Raw genomic sequence first — 21,441 nt, 5'->3', positions numbered from 1 at the left:
AAAAATTATTAATAAAAATCTTTTATTAAAACTAATCATAACTAATTCGAGGATCAAGCATTACATATATAATATCAACAATTAAATTAACAAAAACAAAAATTAAAGCACCAATCCAGACACAACCAGCAATAACCTGAAAATCACGTTTTTTGATAGCTGTAACTAAATAGCGCCCAAAACCGGGCCAGGCAAAAATAGTCTCAGTTAAAACAGAACCATTTAATAGTGAAGCAAAATTCATACCGACAACTGTTACAATTGGAATTAAGGCATTGCGCAAGCCATGTTTTAAAATAACCAAACTTTCTTTTACACCTTTAGCACGAGCTGTCCTGATATAATCTTCACTAATTACTTCTAACATAACAGATCTTGTATAGCGGGCTAAAAAAGCAGCAAAACGGCTCCCTAGAGTTAGAGCAGGTAAAATAAGATGTTTGAGATTAAAACTACCTTCTCCCATACCAGAAACAGGTGTCCAACCCAGTGTCATAGAAAATAAATAAATTAAAAGCATTCCAAACCAGAAAACAGGTGTTGAGATAAAAAGCAGTGCAACTGTCATTGCTAAATGATCTAACCAGCTATTTTTGTAAACAGCCGAAATAATCCCAATTGCAATTCCCATTATTGTAGAAACTATAATTGCTGCCAGAGCTAATTTAAATGTATTTGGTATTTTCTGTTTCAAAGCTGTAGTAACATCTACATGGGAAATATAAGAACGTCCTAAATCTCCTCTAATTGTCCGATTTAAATAACTAAAAAACTGCTGATACCAGGGGTCATCTAGATGCAGTTCAGTTCGCATCCGCTGAATAATATCATCATCAGCATGCTGGCCCAACATTGTCAAAACAGGATCTCCAGGTACTAAATACATTAAAACAAAAGTCAAAAAAAGTACTCCCAGTAAAACAGGAATAATTAACAACAGTCTTCTTAAAATATACTGAATCACAGCTTAGCCTCCTTTAAAACAAAAGAGCTGTACCCAAACCGACCGGGTACAGCTATCTAAATTAATAGTTTAATTAAAATTTATTAAACTAATTTGTAGATTCTGCTTTTAAATCCTGATCAATCCACCAGGTCAAAAGTTTATCTGCGGTATACATCTGATGGTAAAGATCTCCTTTAACCCAGGGATGTTTTACATAAGAAGTACTAGTATGGTAAAGATAAATATAGGGATCCCCTACTTGATCGGCCAGTTTAATTATCTGCTGAGAAAGTCTAATTCTTTGATCGGTATCTGTAGTAATAGTCATTTCTTTAAGTAGAGAATTTATTTCCTGATTATTAAATGGAATACGATCAGTAGTATAGAGTGCATTCAAGAAATTATAGGGATCTGCATAATCTGCCCACCATGACAAATAATAGGCAGGTGCATTACCGTTTTTGACAGTATTATAAAAAACACTCCAGTCATTTTTAATTAAATTAACTTGGATTCCTACTCTACCCAGAAGTGCCTGTAGAACTCCTCCTACTCGAACTGAAGTACTGCTGTCACTAACCCAGATATCAAGCTCAAAACCATCAGGATAACCAGCTTCTGTCAACAGCTGTTTTGCTTTTTCAGGATCAGCTTTAATAGGAAGATCGCTTCCCCCGGGCATGCCTTCCGGAATAGCATCATTAGCAGCTACATAATAAGGAAATAGCGAATCAGTAATTGTCTTGCTATCAATTGCATAATTAATAGCTTCTCTTACCTGAGGATTATCCAGAGGTTCAAAATCACTATTTAGCGCTAAATAGTAAGTCGATAAATCAGCAATTGTTGTTATATAATCTGACCATTCTGGATCATTTAGCCAGCGTTCCCTTTCTTCCTCAGGGACAACTGTTCGGTCTAGATTATTAGCTTCAAATTCTGCAATATCTGTTAAGGGCTGTGGTATTACCCGATATATAACCTGGTCAACATAAGGCCTACCAGCCCAGTAATCTTGATTAGCTTTCATAACTAATTTATTATCATGTTCCCATTCAACAAATTTAAAAGGTCCTGTACCAACAGGGTGCTGACTAAAATCAGCTCCATACTTCTCTACTGCTGATTGATTTACTATTAGTCCATAGGGCAGAGTAAGGTGAGTTAAAAATAAACCAAAAGGCTCTGATAAATCAAACTCTATTGTATAATCATCAATAACTTTAACACCTGCTAATTCAGCAGATTCTCCAGCTAATTTAGCGGCAGTCCCTTTGATCATCGGATAAACCCAGGTTCCTGGTGAAGCAACTTCTGGATCATAAAGTCTTTCAAAAGTATACTTGACATCCTGGGCTGTAAATTCAACTCCATTATGAAATTTCACTCCTTTTCGCAAATGAAAAATAAAGTTCTGATTATTATTCTTTACTTCCCAGGATTCTGCTAAATCTGCTACAATTTTATTTGAGCTAAAGTCAAATCTGACCAGTCCATCATAGAACTTAACTGCCATTTCACCAGCATCAAAACCAGATGCATAAGCTGGATCTAATGTGTCCCAGTCAGCATCATTACTTAAATGAAGAGTTCCTCCATACTGAGGATTTTCTGCAGCAAATGCTATTTGACTCACTCCACTCAAAAATAAGATTAATAAAAATAATAATCCTAAACTACTCAATTTTTTCATAAAAATATTCTCCTCCCACTTTATTAATCTGATCATCATTCAGTCTTAAATCTACAAACAACTAGCTTTTTCTCCTTTTTAGACCTTACTTTAGTATATTTATTCAAATTACTGCTGTCAATAAAGTCAACAGTAGTTTTTATTGTATAGCTGTATTTTTCCCTTTAATTAAAATAGAAGCTGCATAAAATATCGCTGAAGCAATTATTATAACAGCACCAGAAGGTAAATCAAGATAATAAGAAAAAGTTAAACCTGATAAAGTAAATAACAGGCTAAAAGCAATTGCTAACAACATCATTTTTTTTAAGTCAGCTGTGTATAGACGTGCAGTGGCTGGCGGAGCAGTCAGCAAAGCTATAACTAAAATTATTCCAACTACACGAATTAAAATAACTATTGTTAGACCAATCATCACAAAAAGAAAATTTTCTAATAATCTTGAATTAAAGCCAAGTACCTTTAAAAATCCTTCATCAAATAAGTAAGCTTTCCAGTAATTAAACAAACTGCTAATTGCCAGTACAATAGCAACTGTTAAAATAATCATTAGTAGAACATCAAATCGTCTTACAGTCAGAATATCACCAAATAAATAAGAAGATATATCAGGTGGATAGCCAGGGGTAAAGGCAATAAATAATATTCCGAGAGCCATTCCGAGGGCCCAAAACATACCAATTAAAGTATCAGAACCTGTCTTAAGCTTACGATTAATTCGAGCAATAGCCAGAGAAGTAAAAATGATAAAAATAAAGGCTGTATAAATTGGTTCTACCCCTAAAAAATAGCCCAGACCAATACCACCAAAAGAAGTATGCGCAATTCCACCACTTAACATCACCAGCTTTTTTTCAACAATAATTGTACCAATTAAGCCGCAGACTATACTGGCCATAGTTGCTCCTAGTAAAGCATTTTGCATAAATTGATAATTAAATAAAGCTTCAATCATTATGATCACCCGCCTGATGTGAGGCAAAGACTCGGTGAGGATGACCATGAGCAATTAAATCTACAGGACAGCCAAAAACTTGCTCTGTAATTTCTTGATCAATTTCTTTACCACCATGATGATAAAGTTTTGAGTTAAGGCAGGCTAAACTATCAAAATAAGAAGAAACTGCCGCCATATCATGTGTAACGACAATAATTGTTTTAGTTTGATTTAAACGTTTTAATAAAGTATAAATTTGAGAGGTAGAACTAGCATCAACATTTGCAGTAGGTTCATCAAGCAGCAAGATCTCCGGTTCTACTGCCAGACCTCTTGCAATTAGAACTCGCTGCAGCTGACCCCCAGATAGCTGACCAATCTGGCGGTCTGCCAGTTGAGATAAATTTAATTCTGCTAAAATGTCACGAGCTTTAGCAATATCTGCTTTACTATATTTATGAAACAAACTAAATTTACCACCTAATCGGGCCATCAAAACTACATCCAATACACTAATTGGAAAATTACGATCAAATTCAGAAATTTGAGGTACATAACCAATTTTATCAGCTGCCTGTTTTAGACTCTGTCCAAACACTTTAACCTGACCTGAAATTGGTTCAACCAAACCTAAAATAACTTTTAACAAAGTAGTCTTACCACCACCATTAGGACCAATTATTCCTAAAAAAGCTCCTTTATCAACCTTTAGTGTGACATTTTTTAATGCTTCTATACCACCATACTTTACTGTTATATTCTCGACTTCAACAGCATAACTCATCTTTTATCATCTCCACCGGTTATCGGCTTAAAAATTAACTCAAACAGCCGAATTTCTTCCATTAAATATCACCTCAGGTTATTTTTTAAAACATAGTCCTTAAAACAAGCTGAATAATCCCAAAAATACCACCTGACCAGCCATATTGTTTTAGCTGACTGAAATATTGACCAGCAAAACTGTTAAAAAGCTGTTCAATCTCAGCTGGATTCATTTTATTTACTTCAGCAGCAGTTAAATTTTCTAATTCAAGTGCAGCCAACAAATCTGCTGAGTTATTTTTCAAACTAATAAGGCCAGCCTCAATTACTAAATTAAATAAATAGTCAAGGCTCTGCCGATTGAAATTATTACTTAAATAATCAGCTAAATTATTAATCTGTTCAGCAATTTGTTGTTCCAGAAACTTCTGGCCTGGACCAGCTGCTAAAATATCGGCTAAATTAGCAGCAGAATCAGTAAATATTGGGGAATCAATTAAGTTTAAATCTGATAATCTTTCTTGTAATTCTAAATTTCCGATAATTTTTCTTAATCTAAGTTCAGTCTCAGTAAATTTTTCTTGCTGCAAAAGTTTAGTCAGGGGTTTTTTCCAGTCAGCCAGTTTGAACAGCTGCTGAAAAGAAATTAATAATTTTAACTTTTCTGGTAGATCAAAATGCTGCTCAATAAAATAATCGAGTTCAGCTGGATTTAACTCAATTTGTAGCTTAAGTAAGACTTGCTCTGATTCAGGCAGTAAATTATCCATTACCCAATCAAATTGTTCCTCACTTAAGTAAATAACTTCTCGCATTAACTTAAATGCTTCTGGATTTTTAAAAAATAAAGCTAACGACTTATTGAGCTCAAATTTCTTTAAATAATTTAAATCATGCTTAGCTAAGTTAACAACTGTATTAACTAAAAGATCCTGTAATTCAGCATTTTTTTCTGGTAAATAATTTTCTCGTAATTCTTTAAATACCCGACCAGTTACATTTTCAATAAACTGATCAAGGTCAGCCATATAAAGAGCACCTGCAACTAGAGTGTTTTTTAACAAACCACCCGATTTAGCTTTTTCCTGCTCTAAAAGCTCATCCTTTTTTAAATTAATTAGTTTTGCTAATTTAGCCTCCTGATTTTGATTTAAAATCAATTCAATCAACTTTTGATAATAATCACTTTGCTTTGCTTTAAAATGTTTAGATAGCCAGAGCTGTAAATCAAAAGTAAATTTTTTCTCTGCTAAAACAGGCATTAAATAGGCTAAAAACGGATAAAACTTTTTGCTGCTTAAAATATTTTTTAACTGGCTAGAACTAAATTCTAGCTTATGCTGTCCAGCAATTAATTTAGCAAATTGGTCAAAATTAAAATTAGTTAAATCACCTAAAAAGGCAGCAGACTCAGACTCTGATTGATCAGAAGGCAGCTGTTTAAGATAATTTAACAGTTGTTTTTGATAGTCAAGTTCACTTAATTCATTTGCAAGATAATTACCAATTTCTGCTGTTAAATAGTTTAATTTATCTGAGATAACATCAGTTTTTAAATTAGCTAAATAGTCAACAGCTAAAGCAGCTAACTTTTGAGCTGCTTCGTCCTTCTTATTTTTTGCAGCAGCAAAAATAAACTGATAATCATTGGAACTTAAATAATTAAAAATTTTATTTTTAAGCTGTGTTTCATGTTGGGCAATTAACTCAGCAGCTGAATCTGCTTTTAATAATTCCTGTTCAACAAATTTACCCATTGAATTAGCAAAACGAGCTTTATTTTTAGCTACTACTCCTGGAGTAAAAGGAACTCTAACTCCAGCCAATTCTTGTTTTTGATGGGGATTAAAAATCATCCAGATAGCAAGAACATTTGTCAGCCAACCAACACCACCATATAAAAATGCTGTTGCAAGATAATCAGACCAGGCAGAACCAGAATTTAAAATAAAACTCTCCGCTCCACTCATAGTAAATATGAGCCCGGCTCCTGCTCCTAATAAAGCACCTAAATAAGTAATTGGTTTTAACTCTTTTCCCATAAAATCAGCTATTGCCTGTTCAACTTCCTGATCAGAAAGTTTGTTTAGATTAGCAGAGGCAGCTCCAGCTACTTTTCCATCAATAATTCCAGACATATTATTATAAAAGAAATTTAATATTTTTTCAGTTAAGTCTGCTACAGCTTGTTTTTTATCTGGCTGCAGACGATATATCTCAGTTAGACTTAATTGGGCTGCTTTTGCTTTGCTTTTTCTAATTTTTGCAGCCGCTTTTTCTTTTAACAGAGCATCTTCAGCATTACTGACCTTTGTTAATTGATTTGCCAAAATAACTAATCCATTTTCAAGTAAATACTGGGTTAAAAGCTCAGGTACTTTTTCTTCTTTTTTTAAAAAATCAGCTAATTTAGCTGGCATTTCCGCTCCAAATAAAGGGTTTTTAGCAGAAATAAGATCTCCCAATTCTAAATCTAAAACATAATTAAGTAACAGTTTAATGCTTGTTTGAGAAGAAAAAAGTTGTTCAACAACTTTTAAAATTAAATCTGGCAGCTGTTTTTTACTAGCAGCAAATTTGTTTTTGCTGTTTAAACTTAAAAGACTTTCTAAAGTTTGCTGTTTGTTAAGCTGATAAAAATTAAGTCCTGAATTAACAAGTTGGGCAGCTATTTCTTCTAAATTTAAAAGATCAAGTAAATCTTTAATTTTTAATTGTTTTAAGACCTGCAGCAGCTGCTGACTCAGTTTTTCACTTGATTGAGGGAGCGACTTCTTTAAATAAGATTTCAAATAACTAATTGGAGTTCCATAATCAGCAATATTTTCTTGATATTTATTATAAATAGCAGATCTGCTCATTGCTTTTAAGCCATTACTAGCAGCAATCTCTGCTTCAACCGCCTTAAAAATTAGTTCATTTAAATCTGATTCTGATCTTGCAACAAAACTATAAGCTGCTTCAGCCAGGTCATTAATTAGAACTTTACTTAATTTTAAAATTTCTTGTTCAACTTCAGAATCAATAAAATCAGCTAATTTAAACTCACTATTTTTTAACTCTAATTTTAGATTAAGTAAAATTTGATGTATTACAGTTTCTAAGCCTGCTTTTTTTTGATGATCATTTAGCTGATCCTCTGCCAGCAGATCAGTTAGAGCTAACCCTGAAGTTTCTTTTAATAAAGAATCAATAAACTTTTCCATTCCTAAAAAATTAAGTAATTTTTCCCTGGTGATTTTTTTAACTTCAACTGCTGAATTATAATAATTATTGACAAAATAAGCAGCTGAATCTGTTATTAAATTAAATAATTTATCTTTTTGCTCATCTGTAATTAAATCAGTTAGTCTTTCTGCTTTCAAATCATCATAAATTGCAGTTTCGAGAATAGCTAAATTTTCAACTGTACTAAACTCTGCTACCAAAATTGTATAGAGATCACTAACTAATTTATTTATTTTTTCTTTTGCCAGCAAATATTCTAGCTGATAATTTCTGGCTAAAAATTCTCCCAGGCCAGCTGCCAGATCAAAACCACTTTTTAAAAAGAAATTACTTAAATGCTGATAATTTTTTTGCCATCCTGGTAGATCAGCTATATTAAGATTCTTTGTTTGTTCATAAAGATCTTTTTCATAAAAATCAGCTATCATTCTAGCAAAACTAGCTTTAAATTCCGGTCGCGAAAATTCTGCTTCTAAACTATGGTGATTAATTAGTTCTCGTTCAACAAGTTCAGAAATAGCTGTAATAAATTCTTTTTTTGTCTTAATAACTACACCACCAAAAGGACCGTACTGCTTAAAAATCATTTTTAAAGCTAAATTATTAGTTAAATAACCAGTAATCGCTCCTGTACTTGCAGCTGCTAAAATTGCTTCTAAATCTAAAACCATTTTTTCCTCCTTAAAAATCAGCAAAACATTTTCTTAATTAATAATCATTTTTAATATCCACAAATTGTGGATAATCTGTTGGTAAACCCATATTTTAATCCACATTAATTGTTAATTAATTGTTAACAACTGTGGATAAAACACCTGTTTTGTTAATAACTTGTGGATAACTATCTATAATAAGCCTAATTTTGGTATTTTTTAAATTTCTGGCAATACTTTTTCGACAAATTTATCCACAAGTCGGGGATCAAAAATACTTCCCTGATATTTCTTTAATTCGCCAGCTATCTGTTGTTTATTTAATTCAGCAAAAAAATAACGTCCCTGTAAAAAAGGGTAAAATATATTACTGCTAACAGCATCATAAAAATCAAGAATAGAAAAAATACGATTTAAATAAGGAATTTTAATTCCCTGCAAACAGTCCGGATAACCACTACCATCATAATATTCATGATGATGATAAACAAGTTGAAAAATATCTGTTAAATCATAAAAGTGACTAATAAAATTAGCAGATCTTTCAATGTGATGCTGATATTCTTCCCATTCTAGTGCTGTTAATAAGTCACCTTTTTTAAGAATATTCTGGTCCAGACCTAATTTACCAATATCATGATATTTAGCCAGTAAAATAAACTTTTCCTTTTCAGAACGATTCAGTTCAAAATGAGCAGCAAACATAGTTGCTCTTTCTATTAGTTTAGGCCCATGACCAATTAACTTATATTTACTTGCCGCAATCGATTCCAGTACACCCTGACAAAATCTACTATTAGCTGTGTGTCGGTAATTATATTTTTCTAATTTTAGTTTATCCATTAAATTAGCATAAAATTTCTTAGCAGCCGGTAATTTAGCTAGTTTAACTTCTCCAACTACGGCAAAATCAATTGGAATTCCGGCAATTTTAACTGCAGCTAACCTGGCCTTTAATTCAGCCATGATAACTTTAAACTCTCTAATTGATCTTTTTTTCAAAACTAGAGCAAATTGATTACTGCTTACACGAGCAGCCACCTCATTTTCGCGACTCAAATCTGCAGCGATTGCTGCTGTTTGTTCTAAAATAGAATTTGCCTGTGTAGTTGAAAATAATTTATTTAAGAGATTAAAACCAACAATATCAATTACAATCACTACTAGAGGTAAGTTTTTTAATTCAATAACTTTTGGTAAATAATTATTAAAATATTCTTCATTATAAAGACCAGTCAGTTTATCCCGCTGCTTGAAGTATTCAAGCTCTGCCTGCCAGCTCTCTAATTCTGTTATATCTTTAGAAGCACCTACAATTTCTTTAACTTCTCCCTGTTTAATTACTGGATAAAGAGCAGTCTGAAAAACTCTTTTTCCTCCGGGAAATTCAATCTCTTCTGTATAATTTATCTTCCTTTTTTGCTCAACACAGCGCTGATAATTTTCTTCCATTTGAGCTGCCACTGCCTCACCAAAAATCTCTGCTGTTGTTTTACCAATAACATTTTCAGCCTTCAATCCTGTCAGATTATAATGTGTTTCATTAATTCTTTTATAATAAAAGTTATTATCACAGTCTATTTCAAGCAAAAAGATTGCATCATGAGTATGATCAATAATTGTTCTATAATCTGTTAATTTTTGTTGTTCAGCCATAATTTTCGCATTTTTAGCTTGATGTTTTAACAGAGTAAATAAAATTATATTTTTAAAATTTTTATAACCAGAACTTTTGCTTAAAATAGCAGCTAAATTAGTTATTTTATAAGAACTTAAGTCTAACTCTTTACTGGCAGAATAAGTTAAAATCAAACTGCTCTCCGGAAACTCTTTAGCCGCCAACATGATAAAGTCCAGTCCTTCAAAATTATCGCGATTAAAGTCTTCAATAATTAAAATATCAATCGGCTCATCTTGATAAAGAAAATTAAGCGCATGACGATAATCTTCAAATTCTTTACTTAATTCAAATTCAAACTCAGGTAGCTCATTTTTAGCTTTAGCTAAATAAGATTTTATTCTATTTTTTTCCATCAAATCATTAATTATTGTGACAATTTTTAACACAGAAAAGGCTCCTTTAATTTAATTATGTACTGACTCAGGATCAACATGAACCATTACATCCTTTACATCTGCCTGCTGCTCTATAATTTGACTTTCAACCTGACAAGCAATATTATGACCTTCTACTACAGAAAGCTGATCTTGAACAACTATTTTTAAATCAACAATATAATTAGGTCCATAACTGCGCAGCTTAAGATCATAAACATCAATCACTCCACTAATTTTTGCTGCAATCTTGGTTATTTCATCAACTTTTTCCCGGGCTGGACGTCCATCCATTAACTCATAAGAGGTTGACTTTAAAATATCATAAGCAACTTTGAGAATTAATAAAGCAACTACTACTCCAGCCAGTGGGTCAAGAAAACTAAATCCCAGTCGAGCCCCTGCAATACCGAACAGTGCAGCTATTGAAGAAAAAGCATCTGAACGATGATGATGAGCATCAGCTATCAAAGCTTTACTATTAATCCTTTTCCCAATCTTTATTGTATAACGATAGAGAATTTCTTTAACTATAATCGAAATAAAAGCAACTGCTAAAGCTGCAAGACCAGGCTCTTTAATATCTCTCTGCCAGAGTGATAACAAAGCATCTCTACCTAAGAAAATTGCAGTTAAAATTAAAATAACTGCCAGAATATTTGTTCCAAGTGCTTCTGCCTTTTCGTGGCCATAAGGATGATTTTTATCAGCTGGTGTCGTCGAGAATTTGATACTAATTAAAACAATAATAGTAGAAGCCATATCTGATAATGAATGAAATCCATCAGCAATTAAGGCCGTACTACTGGCAAATATTCCAATAAATATTTTTAATACTGCTAATAACGTATTACTTAGCAGGCTAATAAGCGATATTTTTCTACTCTCCTGATAACGGGACTTATCATTTGTCATTAGATTCCTCCTCTTTTTACCATCAGTAAAGCTTAGTTAATACTTTTAACTTTACTGTATTTAATCAATATAAGTATATCAATTTAATTAAATAATAGCAATCACAGTCCTGGCTGACACATTTGATTAACTTTAGCTATTATAGTATTATTTAATTAGATTAAATGCTTAATTTTGGCAAAATAAAAAAAGGAGAGTCCACAATGTTTAATAATCGGGTTATTGCTCTTTTATTTAATCTTTTTAAAAGTATGAGTGTTATTGCTACATTTGCTTATATCTTAAGCCGAATTAACAGTATTAAAGATATATTTACTAAAGATTTCAGTAAATATGAAAAAATATTCTTAACTATTTTTCTGGCTATACTTTCAATTATGGGAACTTATTTAGGAATTGTAATTATGGATGCTTATGCCAATATTAGAGGAATTGGAGCTCTCCTGGCTGGAATGATTGGTGGCCCGGCTGTTGGTATAACTACTGGCTTAATTGCTGGTCTCCATCGTTTTTCTCTGGGAGGCTTTACAGCCCTGGCTTGCGCAATTGGAACCACTAGTACTGGGTTAATAGGCAGCTTTTTTCATCGTAAATATCTCGATGATAAAATCAATTTTAAAAATGCTTTTTTAACTGGTTGTTTAGCTTTAAGTATAGAAATGATTATTGTAGTAGCTTTTAGCCGCCCCTTGAGTCAGGCAATTGAGCTGGTTAAAATTATTTCTTTACCGATGATCTTAAGTAATAGTATGGGGATAGCTATTTTTATCAGTATTTTAAACAAAGTAAAAGAAGAACGGCAAAAAATTCGGGCTTTCCAGGCAGAAAAAGTTTTATCAATTGCAGATCGGTCTCTGCCTCTACTGCAAAATGGGCTTAATAAAGAGGCTGCTGCATTTATTATCGAAATGATAAAAAAAGAAAGTCAAGTTGATGCAGTATCAATTACAAATAATAAAAAAATACTGGCTTTTTCAGGCCTGGGTGCTGATCATCATTTACCAGGTGAAAATATTAAAACAGAAGCCAGTAAAAAAGCTATGCAGGAAAAGAAAACAATTATCGTGGATCACAAAGAAAAAATTAATTGTAATAATCCAGACTGCAGATTAAGATATGCTGTTATAACTCCGTTAAAGATAAATAATAGTATTTTTGGATTACTTAAATTATATCGTGCCGAAAGTAGAATCACAGTTCTTGATATAAAACTTGCAGAAGGTATTGCTAATTTGCTGGCAACACAGCTTAAATTAGCCCAGCTCTCTAAACAGGCTGAATTAAAGAGTGAAGCCGAATTGAAAGCTCTTCAGGCTCAAGTTAATCCTCATTTCTTATTTAACTCTTTAAATGCAATTGCTGCCTGCTGTCGTAAAGATTCAGCCCAGGCCAGAGAACTGCTAATTAAACTAGCTGGTATCTTTCGCCGTACTTTAAAAAGAAATATTTATCAAATAACTTTAGCTGAAGAAATCCAATTCTGTCAAGATTATTTAAGTATTGAGAAGGCCAGAATGGATCAGCGGCTGCAGATTAAATGGGAGGTTCCTGGTCAGCTTAAACAGAGTATTATCCCTCCTTTTATTATTCAACCTTTAATTGAAAACTCAATTAAACATGGGCTGTATCCTTTACCAGAAGGAGGAGAAATTAAAATTAAAATTAGCCAGCAGGCTGAAAAGATCCAGCTAATTGTAGCTGATAATGGGGTTGGAATTACTCCAGAAAAATTAGCTAATATCTTTAATTCAAGTGATAATTCGATTGGTCTAAATAATATTAAAGCAAGACTTGATTCAATCTATGGAACTTTAGCTGATTTCAAAATCAAATCCTGGCCTGATCAGGGAACTAAAAATATTATAACTATTCCAGCTGAGTTTATTTTTGAAAGGAGAAAAGCAAATTGAAAATTACCTGTCTGCTTGTTGAGGATGAAAAATTGGCCCGGGAAGAATTAGAATATCTCATTGGCAAATCAGATGACTTTAAAGTTAGTTTTACAGCCTCAAATAGTCAGCAAGCACTGGAAATTATTAACCAGGCTGAAATTGAGGTTGTTTTCCTTGATATAAATATACCGGGAATTTCTGGTATTGAACTGGCAAAAGAAATTAATCAAAAAGAAGCAGCACCTTTAATTGTCTTCACAACTGCTTTCGATGACTATGCAATTGAAGCATTTAAGTTATCAGCTGTTGATTATCTTCTAAAACCAATTAGTGAAGCAAGACTAGAACAGAGTCTGCAAAAGATAAAAAAACAGCTTAAACAAAAAATTAACTATAATCAAAAACTGGCTAATCTCCTGGCTAATTTTCCTGAGCAAAAAAATAATAAACAAGAAAATTTATTGAATAAAATAGCTGTTGTAGAAAAAAATTATTATCTTATGCTTAATTTTACTGATATTTATTATTTTTCTACTCAGGACAAAAAGGTCTGGGCCCACTGCCAGAAGAAATCATATATGACTCAATTTCAATTAAAAGAACTTGAAGAAATACTGCCCGGTCAATTTTTTAGAATTCATAAAAGCTATATTGTTAATTTAAAACACATTAAAGCTGTTATACCCTGGTTTAAAGGTAAGTACCAGGTTTTAATGGCAGATTATTCAGGACATAAAATACCAGTTAGCCGCAGTAAAGTAGAAAAAATCAATAAACTATTAAACCTTAAATAATGTAGCTGAGTATAATATTTTTACTATTCAGTTAAAATAGCTTTGCTAAAACCTGGATAAGTGTATAATTGCATTGTAAGCTAAAACACTTATAGGGGGTTTTTTTATGGCATCTTTTCTTATTTCTTTGGTGGTTCTAATTGTTGGTTATTTTACTTATGGAAAAATTGTAGACAGAATTTTTACTTCTCAGCCCGATCGAGTTACTCCCGCAATTAGTAAAGAAGATGGAGTTGACTATATTGCACTGGACTGGAAAAAGGCTTTTTTAATTCAATTTTTAAATATAGCTGGTCTTGGTCCAATTTTTGGAGCAATCGCCGGTGCTCTCTGGGGGCCAAGTGCTTTTCTCTGGATTGTATTTGGAACTATTTTCGCAGGCGGAGTTCATGACTATCTTTCTGGCATGCTTTCTATTCGCTCAGATGGTGCTTCGATTTCAGAAATAATTGGGGAAAATCTCGGGGGAACAATTCGTCAAATTATGCGTGTTTTTAGTATTGTCCTGCTGGTTTTAGTGGGAACTGTTTTTATGACTGGCCCTGCTTTACTGCTGGCCAATCTTACACCTGGTTTTATGGGAGTTAATGTCTGGTTATTAATTATTTTAGCCTACTATTTTATTGCTACTTTTTTACCAGTAGATAAAATAATCGGTAAATTTTATCCGATTTTTGGTCTGGCCTTACTAATTATGGCTCTTGGAGTTGGCGGTGGATTAATTTTTGGTGATTATAATATTCCGAACATAGCTTTTAATAATTTACATCCTGATTCATTACCAATCTGGCCATTGCTTTTTGTAACAATTGCCTGTGGTGCAATTAGTGGTTTCCATTCTACTCAATCACCAATTATGGCACGCTGTACCAAAAATGAAAAAGAAGGACGTAGGATTTTTTATGGAGCCATGGTTGCAGAAGGTATTGTCGCTTTAATCTGGGCCGCTGCTGCTATGACCTTCTTTCAAGGTACAGGCGGTTTAAGCCAGGCACTTGCTAATCTTGGTGGACCAGCAGGAGTTGTTAATGAGATTACTAGTACAATGATGGGTGTTGTCGGCGGAATTCTGGCAATGCTAGGAGTTATTGCAGCTCCAATAACCTCTGGTGATACTGCTTTTCGTAGTGTCCGATTAACACTTTCTGATATTTTTGGTCTGGAACAAAAATCTGTTAAAAATCGTCTTTTATTGGCTATTCCAATTTTTGTAGTTGGTGGTTTTCTATCACAAATTAATTTTGATGCTCTCTGGCGTTATTTTGCCTGGTCAAATCAAACTGTAGCAATGGTTGTTCTCTGGGCTGGAGCAGTCTGGCTGGCTAAAAGAGCTAAAAACCACTGGATTGCTGCTATTCCTGCTTTCTTTATGACAGGAGTATCTGTTACCTATATTCTTTACGCACCGGAAGGATTTCAACTTCCTTATAATTTTTCTGTAATCGTTGGTATAGTAGTGGCAGTTGTTACAATGGCAATCTATCTTAAGAAAATTACTAGTCAGAAGTTTGAAGATAATTTGATACTTGAAGAAGAGACTCAACAAAAAGCAGTTTAAATTTTAACTCTTATTAAAACTTAATAAAGTTTAGTTAAAACCTCTGATTTTAAAATCAGAGGTTTTTTTATCATTAAAAGTACCTAAATTATTTTTCTAAATCGAATCTATTTTGACAATAAAATTATTATTTTGTTTTAACAGGTAGCATTGTTGAGTATAATCTAGCCTGTTTTACCATATTTTTAACAATTTTTTCTTTATTAACTTGCCCTTTTTCAAATAAAGTTGGCCACCAGTTAGCAAGAGAAGGATCAGTAGCCAGATAATCAAAATTAGGATTTCCGTAACGCATATGGCAGTGTCTGAGACCATCTTCACCATCCTGATGGTAGGGCACAAACATTAGATATTTAAAACCAGCTGCAATTGCTGCCTGATCTGCTGTCTTAAATATGTACCAGGAAATACTGTATTCTCCCCAGCTTGTATTTAAATTACCAAGATAGTCGTATTCAGCTTTTAACTGCTGATCAAAAATAACTGTCTTGGCATCAACTACTTCCATTTCTGAAAAAGAAGCATTATAAAGCTCAGCAAAGGCCTGACGAACCGCCTGACTATCATAGCCTTCAGCATAATCTGCTACTGCACTAAAAAACTCAGCTGAAGCTGGGGTATCAAAAAGTTTGATAAAAGCCTGGTTTGTTCCCTGCCAGGGCATTAAATCATTTATTGCTCCTGTTTCAGTTTCAGCTGCCAGAGTTAAATTAGAAAAAGAGAATAAAACACCTACTAAAATCATCATTAAAATAATTGCTTTTTTATTTTTCATTTATCTCACCTCATATTTTTATTAAATCCTGTAATTATTGTTTAAAAATTTTTGCTTTTTGACTAAACAATTGGGCAACTTAGATTACTTAGTTATTATTAATTTTTTAACTCTGCTAAAAACTACTGCTTAAACATGACTAATCTGCCAGCTTTTTGAATTCATTCTTTTCTGCCAGAAATCTTGATATTTACCAGCTTCTTTAATTAATTCACTATGTTTACCCTGCTGAATTAATCTGCCGGCTTCTAAAACAAGAATCTGATCGGCATTTTTAATTGTCGACAGACGATGAGCAATTACAATTAATGTTTTATCCTTAACTAACTCATTAATTGCCTGCTGAATGTATTTTTCATTTTCTGGATCAACACTGGCAGTTGCTTCATCCAGTAAAATTATCGGGGCATCTTTTAAGATGGCCCGGGCAATAGAGATTCGTTGTTTTTCTCCTCCTGATAAGGAGGATCCTCCCTCTTCAACTACAGTTTGATAACCAGCTTCTAACTGCTGAATAAAGTGATGGCAGCGGGCTTTTTTAGCTGCTGCAATAACCTCTGCTTCTGTGGCTTGAGGATTACCAAAGCGAATATTATTTAAAATGGTATCATTAAAAAGATACACATTCTGAAAAACCATACTAATATTTTGCAATAAACTATCACAAGTTAATTCTTTAACATTAATTCCACCAACTTTAACCTGACCCTGTTCTACATCCCAAAAACGAGCAATTAAATTGGCAATAGTACTTTTACCAGAACCAGAGCTGCCAACCAGAGCGGTCATGCTATGTTCAGGTATCTGAAAGGTTAAATCATGCAGTACATCATGCTCTTCATAAGCAAAACTTACATCTTCAAATTCAATCTGATAATTTTTTAATTGTTTATCTTGCCCAGCCTGATCAATTATTTCAATATCTTTTAATTTTTGATAACGATCCAGGCAGGCTTCCATTAAACGTATTTCTGCACTTTGTCCACTTAATGCTTGAAAAGGAATATAAATTCGGAAAATAAAAATTAAGACTATCAATAATTCTGGCAAAAGCATACTTCCACTCTTAACTGCCAGACTTGCTACTAAAACTGTCAAAGCTATTCCAAAAGCAAACCAACTTTCAAAACGAAAAATCAATGGTACAAAAGCTTTTTCCATTGCAATCGAAATGTCACGGAACTTTTCAAAAGCTTTTTTAGTTGCTTTAGCTTTAGGTCCTGTTAAATTAAATGATTTTATAACTGACATTCCCCGGACATATTCTAATACAGCTGTAACTACTTCAGATTGAGTATTTTGTCTGGTTTGCCCCTGCAGTTTACCTACTGCAAATAGTTTGTTTAAGCTTAGATTAGCCAGCAGATAAACTACTGCTGAAATTAAAGCAAGTCGATAGTCAATATAAAGCAAAAACAATACCGCTATTACAGCATTTACATAAGCTATTACAACTCGATCAACGATATTCATTACATACATTTCAACAAAATTAATATCAGAAGTAATTACTGCTGAAATATAGCCTAAATTACCTTCACTAAAATAGCCCATTGGATAGCGTTTGAGTCGATCACCAATTGCTATTCTTTCCCGGGCAAAAATTTCAAAACCACTACCGCTCTGGAGAGAATAAATTATTCGTTTCAGAATAACCTGAACTAGCAATGCAGTGATAATCATTATCATCGCAAAACGTAAATCAGCCCTATCAAGTGAATCCTGCAAAATCTCACTTACAATATAAAAAATCATAAAAAAGGGAACATTATTAAATAATGCTTCGAAAAAACTAATTCCCATTGCTAATTTTATTTTTCCAGCAAACTTACCCGCCAGAATTAAAACTCGTTTAATTATGCTAAACATAGCTCTCAGCCTCCTCGAGCTTAATATTCCATTCCATAGCTTCGAGATGAGCCTGCCAGAGTCGTTGATAAATTTCTGAACTTACCAGCAGTTCATCGTGAGTTCCCTGGGCTGAAATTTGGCCCTGATCCATTACTATAATATTATCTGCTTCTGTAATAGTAGAAAGTCGATGAGCAATTACAACTAAAGTCTTCCCTGAAATCAAACCATTTAGAGCAGCTTGAATCCGATCTTCATTTTCAGGATCAGTAAAAGCAGTTGCCTCATCTAGAATAATAATTGGAGAATCTTTAAGTAAAGCCCTGGCAATAGAAATCCTTTGCTTCTGGCCACCTGAAAGTTTATTTCCAGCATCACCAGCCATTGTTTCATATCCATTCTCTAATTCTAGAATAAAGTTATGACACTGCGCCAATTTAGCTGCTGATTCTACTTCTTTATCTGTTGCCTGTGGATTACCCAATCTAATATTTTCTCTAATTGTGGTATTAAATAAATAAATATCCTGTGAAACATAGCTAATTGCTTCCATTAAATTTGCAAAAGAAATTTCTTTAATCTCTACTCCATCTAGCATTATTTTTCCCGACTTGGGATCCCAAAATCTAACCAATAATTTGGCAATTGTTGATTTGCCAGAACCAGACTCACCGACTAAAGCAGTTACTGTCCCCTGGGCTGCTGTAAAACTAACTTTTGTTAATACTTCTTCTTTATCATAAGCAAAAGAAACATTATTAAATGAAATGTCATAATTAGCTGGTTTAAGTTCATTTTTTCTAAGCTCCAATTCCGGACCAGACAGGACTTCATTAATTGCTTTACTCTTTCTTTTCAACATTGTAATTGATTCAATGAAACGAGCTAATCGCGAGAGTGGGTCCCCCAGCCCCATTGCTAACATCATAATTAAAATATAATTTGCCAAATTCAAGCTACCCTGTAAATAAAGATATGCCCCCAATGGAACTACAAAAATTAAAGTCGCCGGTAAAATTACATAAAAAGCAGCCATATAGCTCCATGATTCACGATACCATTCTAAAGTATATTTTTCATAATCTTTAACTGAGTCAGTATATTTAGCAAAAGAGCGCGTAGTCTGATTAAAAATTTTAATTACTTCCATTCCACTTATATATTCAACTATATTACTATTCATTCTTTCCCCTGCTTTAAACCAGTATTCCAGCCTTTCCTGACTATTTTTCATCATTAGCTGAAAAATAATTAATGAGATTGGTACAGTACCTAAAGCCGCCAGAGCCATTCTCCAATCCAGAAAGAAAATATAAATAATCAGCAGAATTGGAACTATTAGATAGGAAACCCCTTCCGGAATTAGATGAGCTAAAATTAATTCCATTTCTTCTACCATATCAACAATAATATTTTTTAGTTGTCCAGAACTTTTGGCCTTTATTTCTCCCATTGGCATTCGAATTAATTTTTCAGCCATGCTCTTACGCATACCCATTAAAGTATCAAAAGCTGTCTCATGAGAGGCTCTCATTGCCTGCAAAAAAAGATATGATTTAGCAAGTAAAAGAATTAAAATTAAAGCCGACATAATAAATAAATAGCTAGTCTCTACAACAGATTCTGTTAAAAAAGCCATAATAATTTTATAAATTAAATAAAATGGCACTATTCCTAATAAAACACTGCTAGTAGCCAATAAAATAGCTAAATACAGCTTATAATGATATTCTCTAGCAAAAGCAAATATCTTTTTAATATCTTCCATTTTTAATTACTCCCTCCTTAAAGTTAATTAAATTAATAATTAAAAAATTTATTATTTTTATTTGGTTAAATTTATCTCGACTAGCTTTATTATTATTTTATCTGTTTGCTATGGCTATTAGCGACTCAGAAAAGTAATTTTTTGACTCAATTTTGCAAATTTAGTATCCAAAATAAAAAGAGACAGGATAAACCTGCCTCTTTTTAAAAATATTTTTATTTAAAATTAAATAGCTAATTAGTAATCGAACACTCCAATTTTTAGATTAGCTATTAAACTTAAACCCAAATTTTTCCCGAAAAACACTGGGATTTAAACCATATTCCTTTTTAAAAGCAGCAGCAAAATGACTAGGATTCATATAACCAACTTGATTAGCAATTGCCAGAATATTTTCATTTTCCTGCTTAATTAAAAATTCTCTTGCCTTTTCCATTCTTAAGGAACGAAGACAAGAAAAAATTGTCATTTGATAAACTTCTTTAAAACCCAGCTTAAGTTTATAGTTATTTAAACCAACTGACCGGGCTAATTCTTCTGTATTAGGAGGATCAGTTAAATTATTAGCAATTATATGGCGAGCTGCCTTTATTTTTTCTAATTCAAGTTGATTATTAATTATTTTTTTATTTATTGCTTTACGATGCAAATATTTGTGTTTAACAAATAAGGAAACTAGTTCTATTGCTTTACTCTGTAAAAATAAAAGTTCACTCATTGAATTATAGTCCCAGCTAGAAGCAGCAATTTGTTTTAATGGTACAATCAGTTCTGGAATAGCCAACTTATCTGTTGCCTGCCGTTGATCTTGACTCAAAATTTCTGCCTTAATTGCTTTAAAGTTTGCAAAGCTTAACTGTTCGAAAAAACTTTTATTAAAGTAAACATTAATAAATTTAAGTTTATCTTGTTTAAAATATTTCATTTTCCCCTGATTAGGATCACGATTTTTCCAGTAGTGAACTTCACCTGCTTTAATTAGACTACTTTTACCAAGCAAATGATCTTCAACCAGAGCACTGCCAGATAAGAAATAAACTAATTCAAACCCACGGCTGAGATGGGTTTCATAACTATATTCAAAATCACGTTTAAGTTTGAAATCTGCTTTAACAATCTCAATTCCATTTTCCAGCTTAAGCCTCCGGAAGTATCCACTGCCAAAATCATTATTAATTTTATAGGCATAAATATTTATTCCTGTTAATTGCTCTAAAATACCTACCTCATGTGAGAGCTTATCATAATAATCATCGGTATTAGTAAATATGTATCTATTCATGCTGATCCTTCCTCGTATAATATACTTAGTGATATTGAAATTTATCACCATTTAAATATAAATTTGCTTGTTTCTATTAAGTTTAGATTTAGTCCCTGATATAATGATATCAAAAGATATCCAGGGAAGATTTAGACCCTCCTTGTAGCATGTATTTACATGACTACTTTTTAAGTTTGATCCCCTGAGGCTGATATGAACTCCTAACCCGTATGTTGTGTCCCATTTGTTTTCTGCTGCTTTAGCAGGCAGCTGCCTCTGTACTCAAAACTTACTGGTGAACACTAATGGCGAGGCTGTTGAGCTCTCAGTTTTTCAGGGACTAAATC

General features: G+C 32.9%; 14 protein-coding genes. 3 read left to right on the top strand and 11 right to left on the bottom strand.

Features of this window, described 5'->3' with window-relative positions; translation table 11 throughout:
* Positions 1 to 31: 31 nt before the first annotated feature.
* The 7 genes from BMZ74_RS07505 to BMZ74_RS07475 form a co-directional block, all read right to left on the bottom strand.
* Positions 32 to 964: an ABC transporter permease gene (locus BMZ74_RS07505; protein WP_089861625.1), complete on the bottom strand. Its 933-nt coding sequence runs from the start codon at positions 962 to 964 to the stop codon at positions 32 to 34.
* An 88-nt stretch (positions 965 to 1,052) separates the two neighbouring features.
* Positions 1,053 to 2,639, bottom strand: coding sequence for an ABC transporter substrate-binding protein (locus tag BMZ74_RS07500; protein ID WP_177181392.1), 1,587 nt, complete (start codon positions 2,637 to 2,639; stop codon positions 1,053 to 1,055).
* Between the two features lie 139 nt (positions 2,640 to 2,778).
* Complete coding sequence (locus BMZ74_RS07495) at positions 2,779 to 3,594, bottom strand: metal ABC transporter permease (RefSeq protein ID WP_089861621.1); 816 nt, start codon at positions 3,592 to 3,594, stop codon at positions 2,779 to 2,781.
* Positions 3,587 to 4,360, bottom strand: a complete 774-nt coding sequence (locus BMZ74_RS07490) for a metal ABC transporter ATP-binding protein (RefSeq protein WP_089861619.1) — start codon at positions 4,358 to 4,360, stop codon at positions 3,587 to 3,589. The genes BMZ74_RS07495 and BMZ74_RS07490 overlap by 8 nt, the downstream gene beginning before the upstream one ends.
* 85 nt (positions 4,361 to 4,445) lie before the next feature.
* A complete protein-coding gene (locus tag BMZ74_RS07485; RefSeq protein ID WP_089861617.1) occupies positions 4,446 to 8,240 on the bottom strand; it encodes a DUF445 family protein in 3,795 nt (1,264 codons plus the stop codon).
* A gap of 201 nt (positions 8,241 to 8,441) precedes the next feature.
* Positions 8,442 to 10,289, bottom strand: coding sequence for an HD domain-containing phosphohydrolase (locus BMZ74_RS07480; RefSeq protein WP_089861615.1), 1,848 nt, complete (start codon positions 10,287 to 10,289; stop codon positions 8,442 to 8,444).
* Between the two features lie 18 nt (positions 10,290 to 10,307).
* Positions 10,308 to 11,192 (bottom strand): cation diffusion facilitator family transporter, encoded by an 885-nt coding sequence (locus BMZ74_RS07475; RefSeq protein WP_089861613.1) that lies wholly within the window; start codon positions 11,190 to 11,192, stop codon positions 10,308 to 10,310.
* Positions 11,193 to 11,395: 203 nt separating this feature from the next.
* On the opposite strand from BMZ74_RS07475, the gene BMZ74_RS07470 reads away from it, so the two are divergent.
* The 3 genes from BMZ74_RS07470 to BMZ74_RS07460 all read left to right on the top strand — a co-directional run bounded on the left by BMZ74_RS07470 (position 11,396) and on the right by BMZ74_RS07460 (position 15,436).
* Complete coding sequence (locus BMZ74_RS07470) at positions 11,396 to 13,102, top strand: LytS/YhcK type 5TM receptor domain-containing protein (protein WP_089861611.1); 1,707 nt, start codon at positions 11,396 to 11,398, stop codon at positions 13,100 to 13,102.
* Positions 13,099 to 13,878, top strand: a complete 780-nt coding sequence (locus tag BMZ74_RS07465; RefSeq protein ID WP_089861610.1) for a LytR/AlgR family response regulator transcription factor — start codon at positions 13,099 to 13,101, stop codon at positions 13,876 to 13,878. Before BMZ74_RS07470 ends, BMZ74_RS07465 begins: the two co-directional genes overlap by 4 nt.
* 106 nt (positions 13,879 to 13,984) lie before the next feature.
* A complete protein-coding gene (locus BMZ74_RS07460) occupies positions 13,985 to 15,436 on the top strand; it encodes a carbon starvation CstA family protein (RefSeq protein ID WP_089861608.1) in 1,452 nt (483 codons plus the stop codon).
* A gap of 127 nt (positions 15,437 to 15,563) precedes the next feature.
* Here the strand turns inward: BMZ74_RS07460 and BMZ74_RS07455 are convergent, their stop codons facing one another.
* The 4 genes from BMZ74_RS07455 to BMZ74_RS07440 all read right to left on the bottom strand — a co-directional run bounded on the left by BMZ74_RS07455 (position 15,564) and on the right by BMZ74_RS07440 (position 21,112).
* Entirely contained in the window at positions 15,564 to 16,211 is a 648-nt protein-coding gene (locus BMZ74_RS07455; RefSeq protein WP_089861606.1) for a ZinT/AdcA family metal-binding protein, read from the bottom strand.
* 129 nt (positions 16,212 to 16,340) lie between these two features.
* Positions 16,341 to 18,080 carry an ABC transporter ATP-binding protein gene (locus tag BMZ74_RS07450; protein ID WP_089861603.1) on the bottom strand — a complete coding sequence of 580 codons (1,740 nt, stop codon included), beginning with the start codon at positions 18,078 to 18,080 and terminating at the stop codon, positions 16,341 to 16,343.
* Positions 18,073 to 19,830 carry an ABC transporter ATP-binding protein gene (locus BMZ74_RS07445; protein ID WP_089861601.1) on the bottom strand — a complete coding sequence of 586 codons (1,758 nt, stop codon included), beginning with the start codon at positions 19,828 to 19,830 and terminating at the stop codon, positions 18,073 to 18,075. The genes BMZ74_RS07450 and BMZ74_RS07445 overlap by 8 nt, the downstream gene beginning before the upstream one ends.
* A 265-nt stretch (positions 19,831 to 20,095) precedes the next feature.
* Positions 20,096 to 21,112 carry a helix-turn-helix transcriptional regulator gene (locus tag BMZ74_RS07440; protein ID WP_177181391.1) on the bottom strand — a complete coding sequence of 339 codons (1,017 nt, stop codon included), beginning with the start codon at positions 21,110 to 21,112 and terminating at the stop codon, positions 20,096 to 20,098.
* Positions 21,113 to 21,441 lie beyond the last annotated feature (329 nt).

The organism is Halanaerobium salsuginis, assembly GCF_900114545.1.
GTDB lineage: Bacteria > Bacillota > Halanaerobiia > Halanaerobiales > Halanaerobiaceae > Halanaerobium > Halanaerobium salsuginis.
The sequence above is the reverse complement of the archived record's forward strand: the minus strand, read 5'-3'. Positions and strand labels throughout refer to the sequence as shown.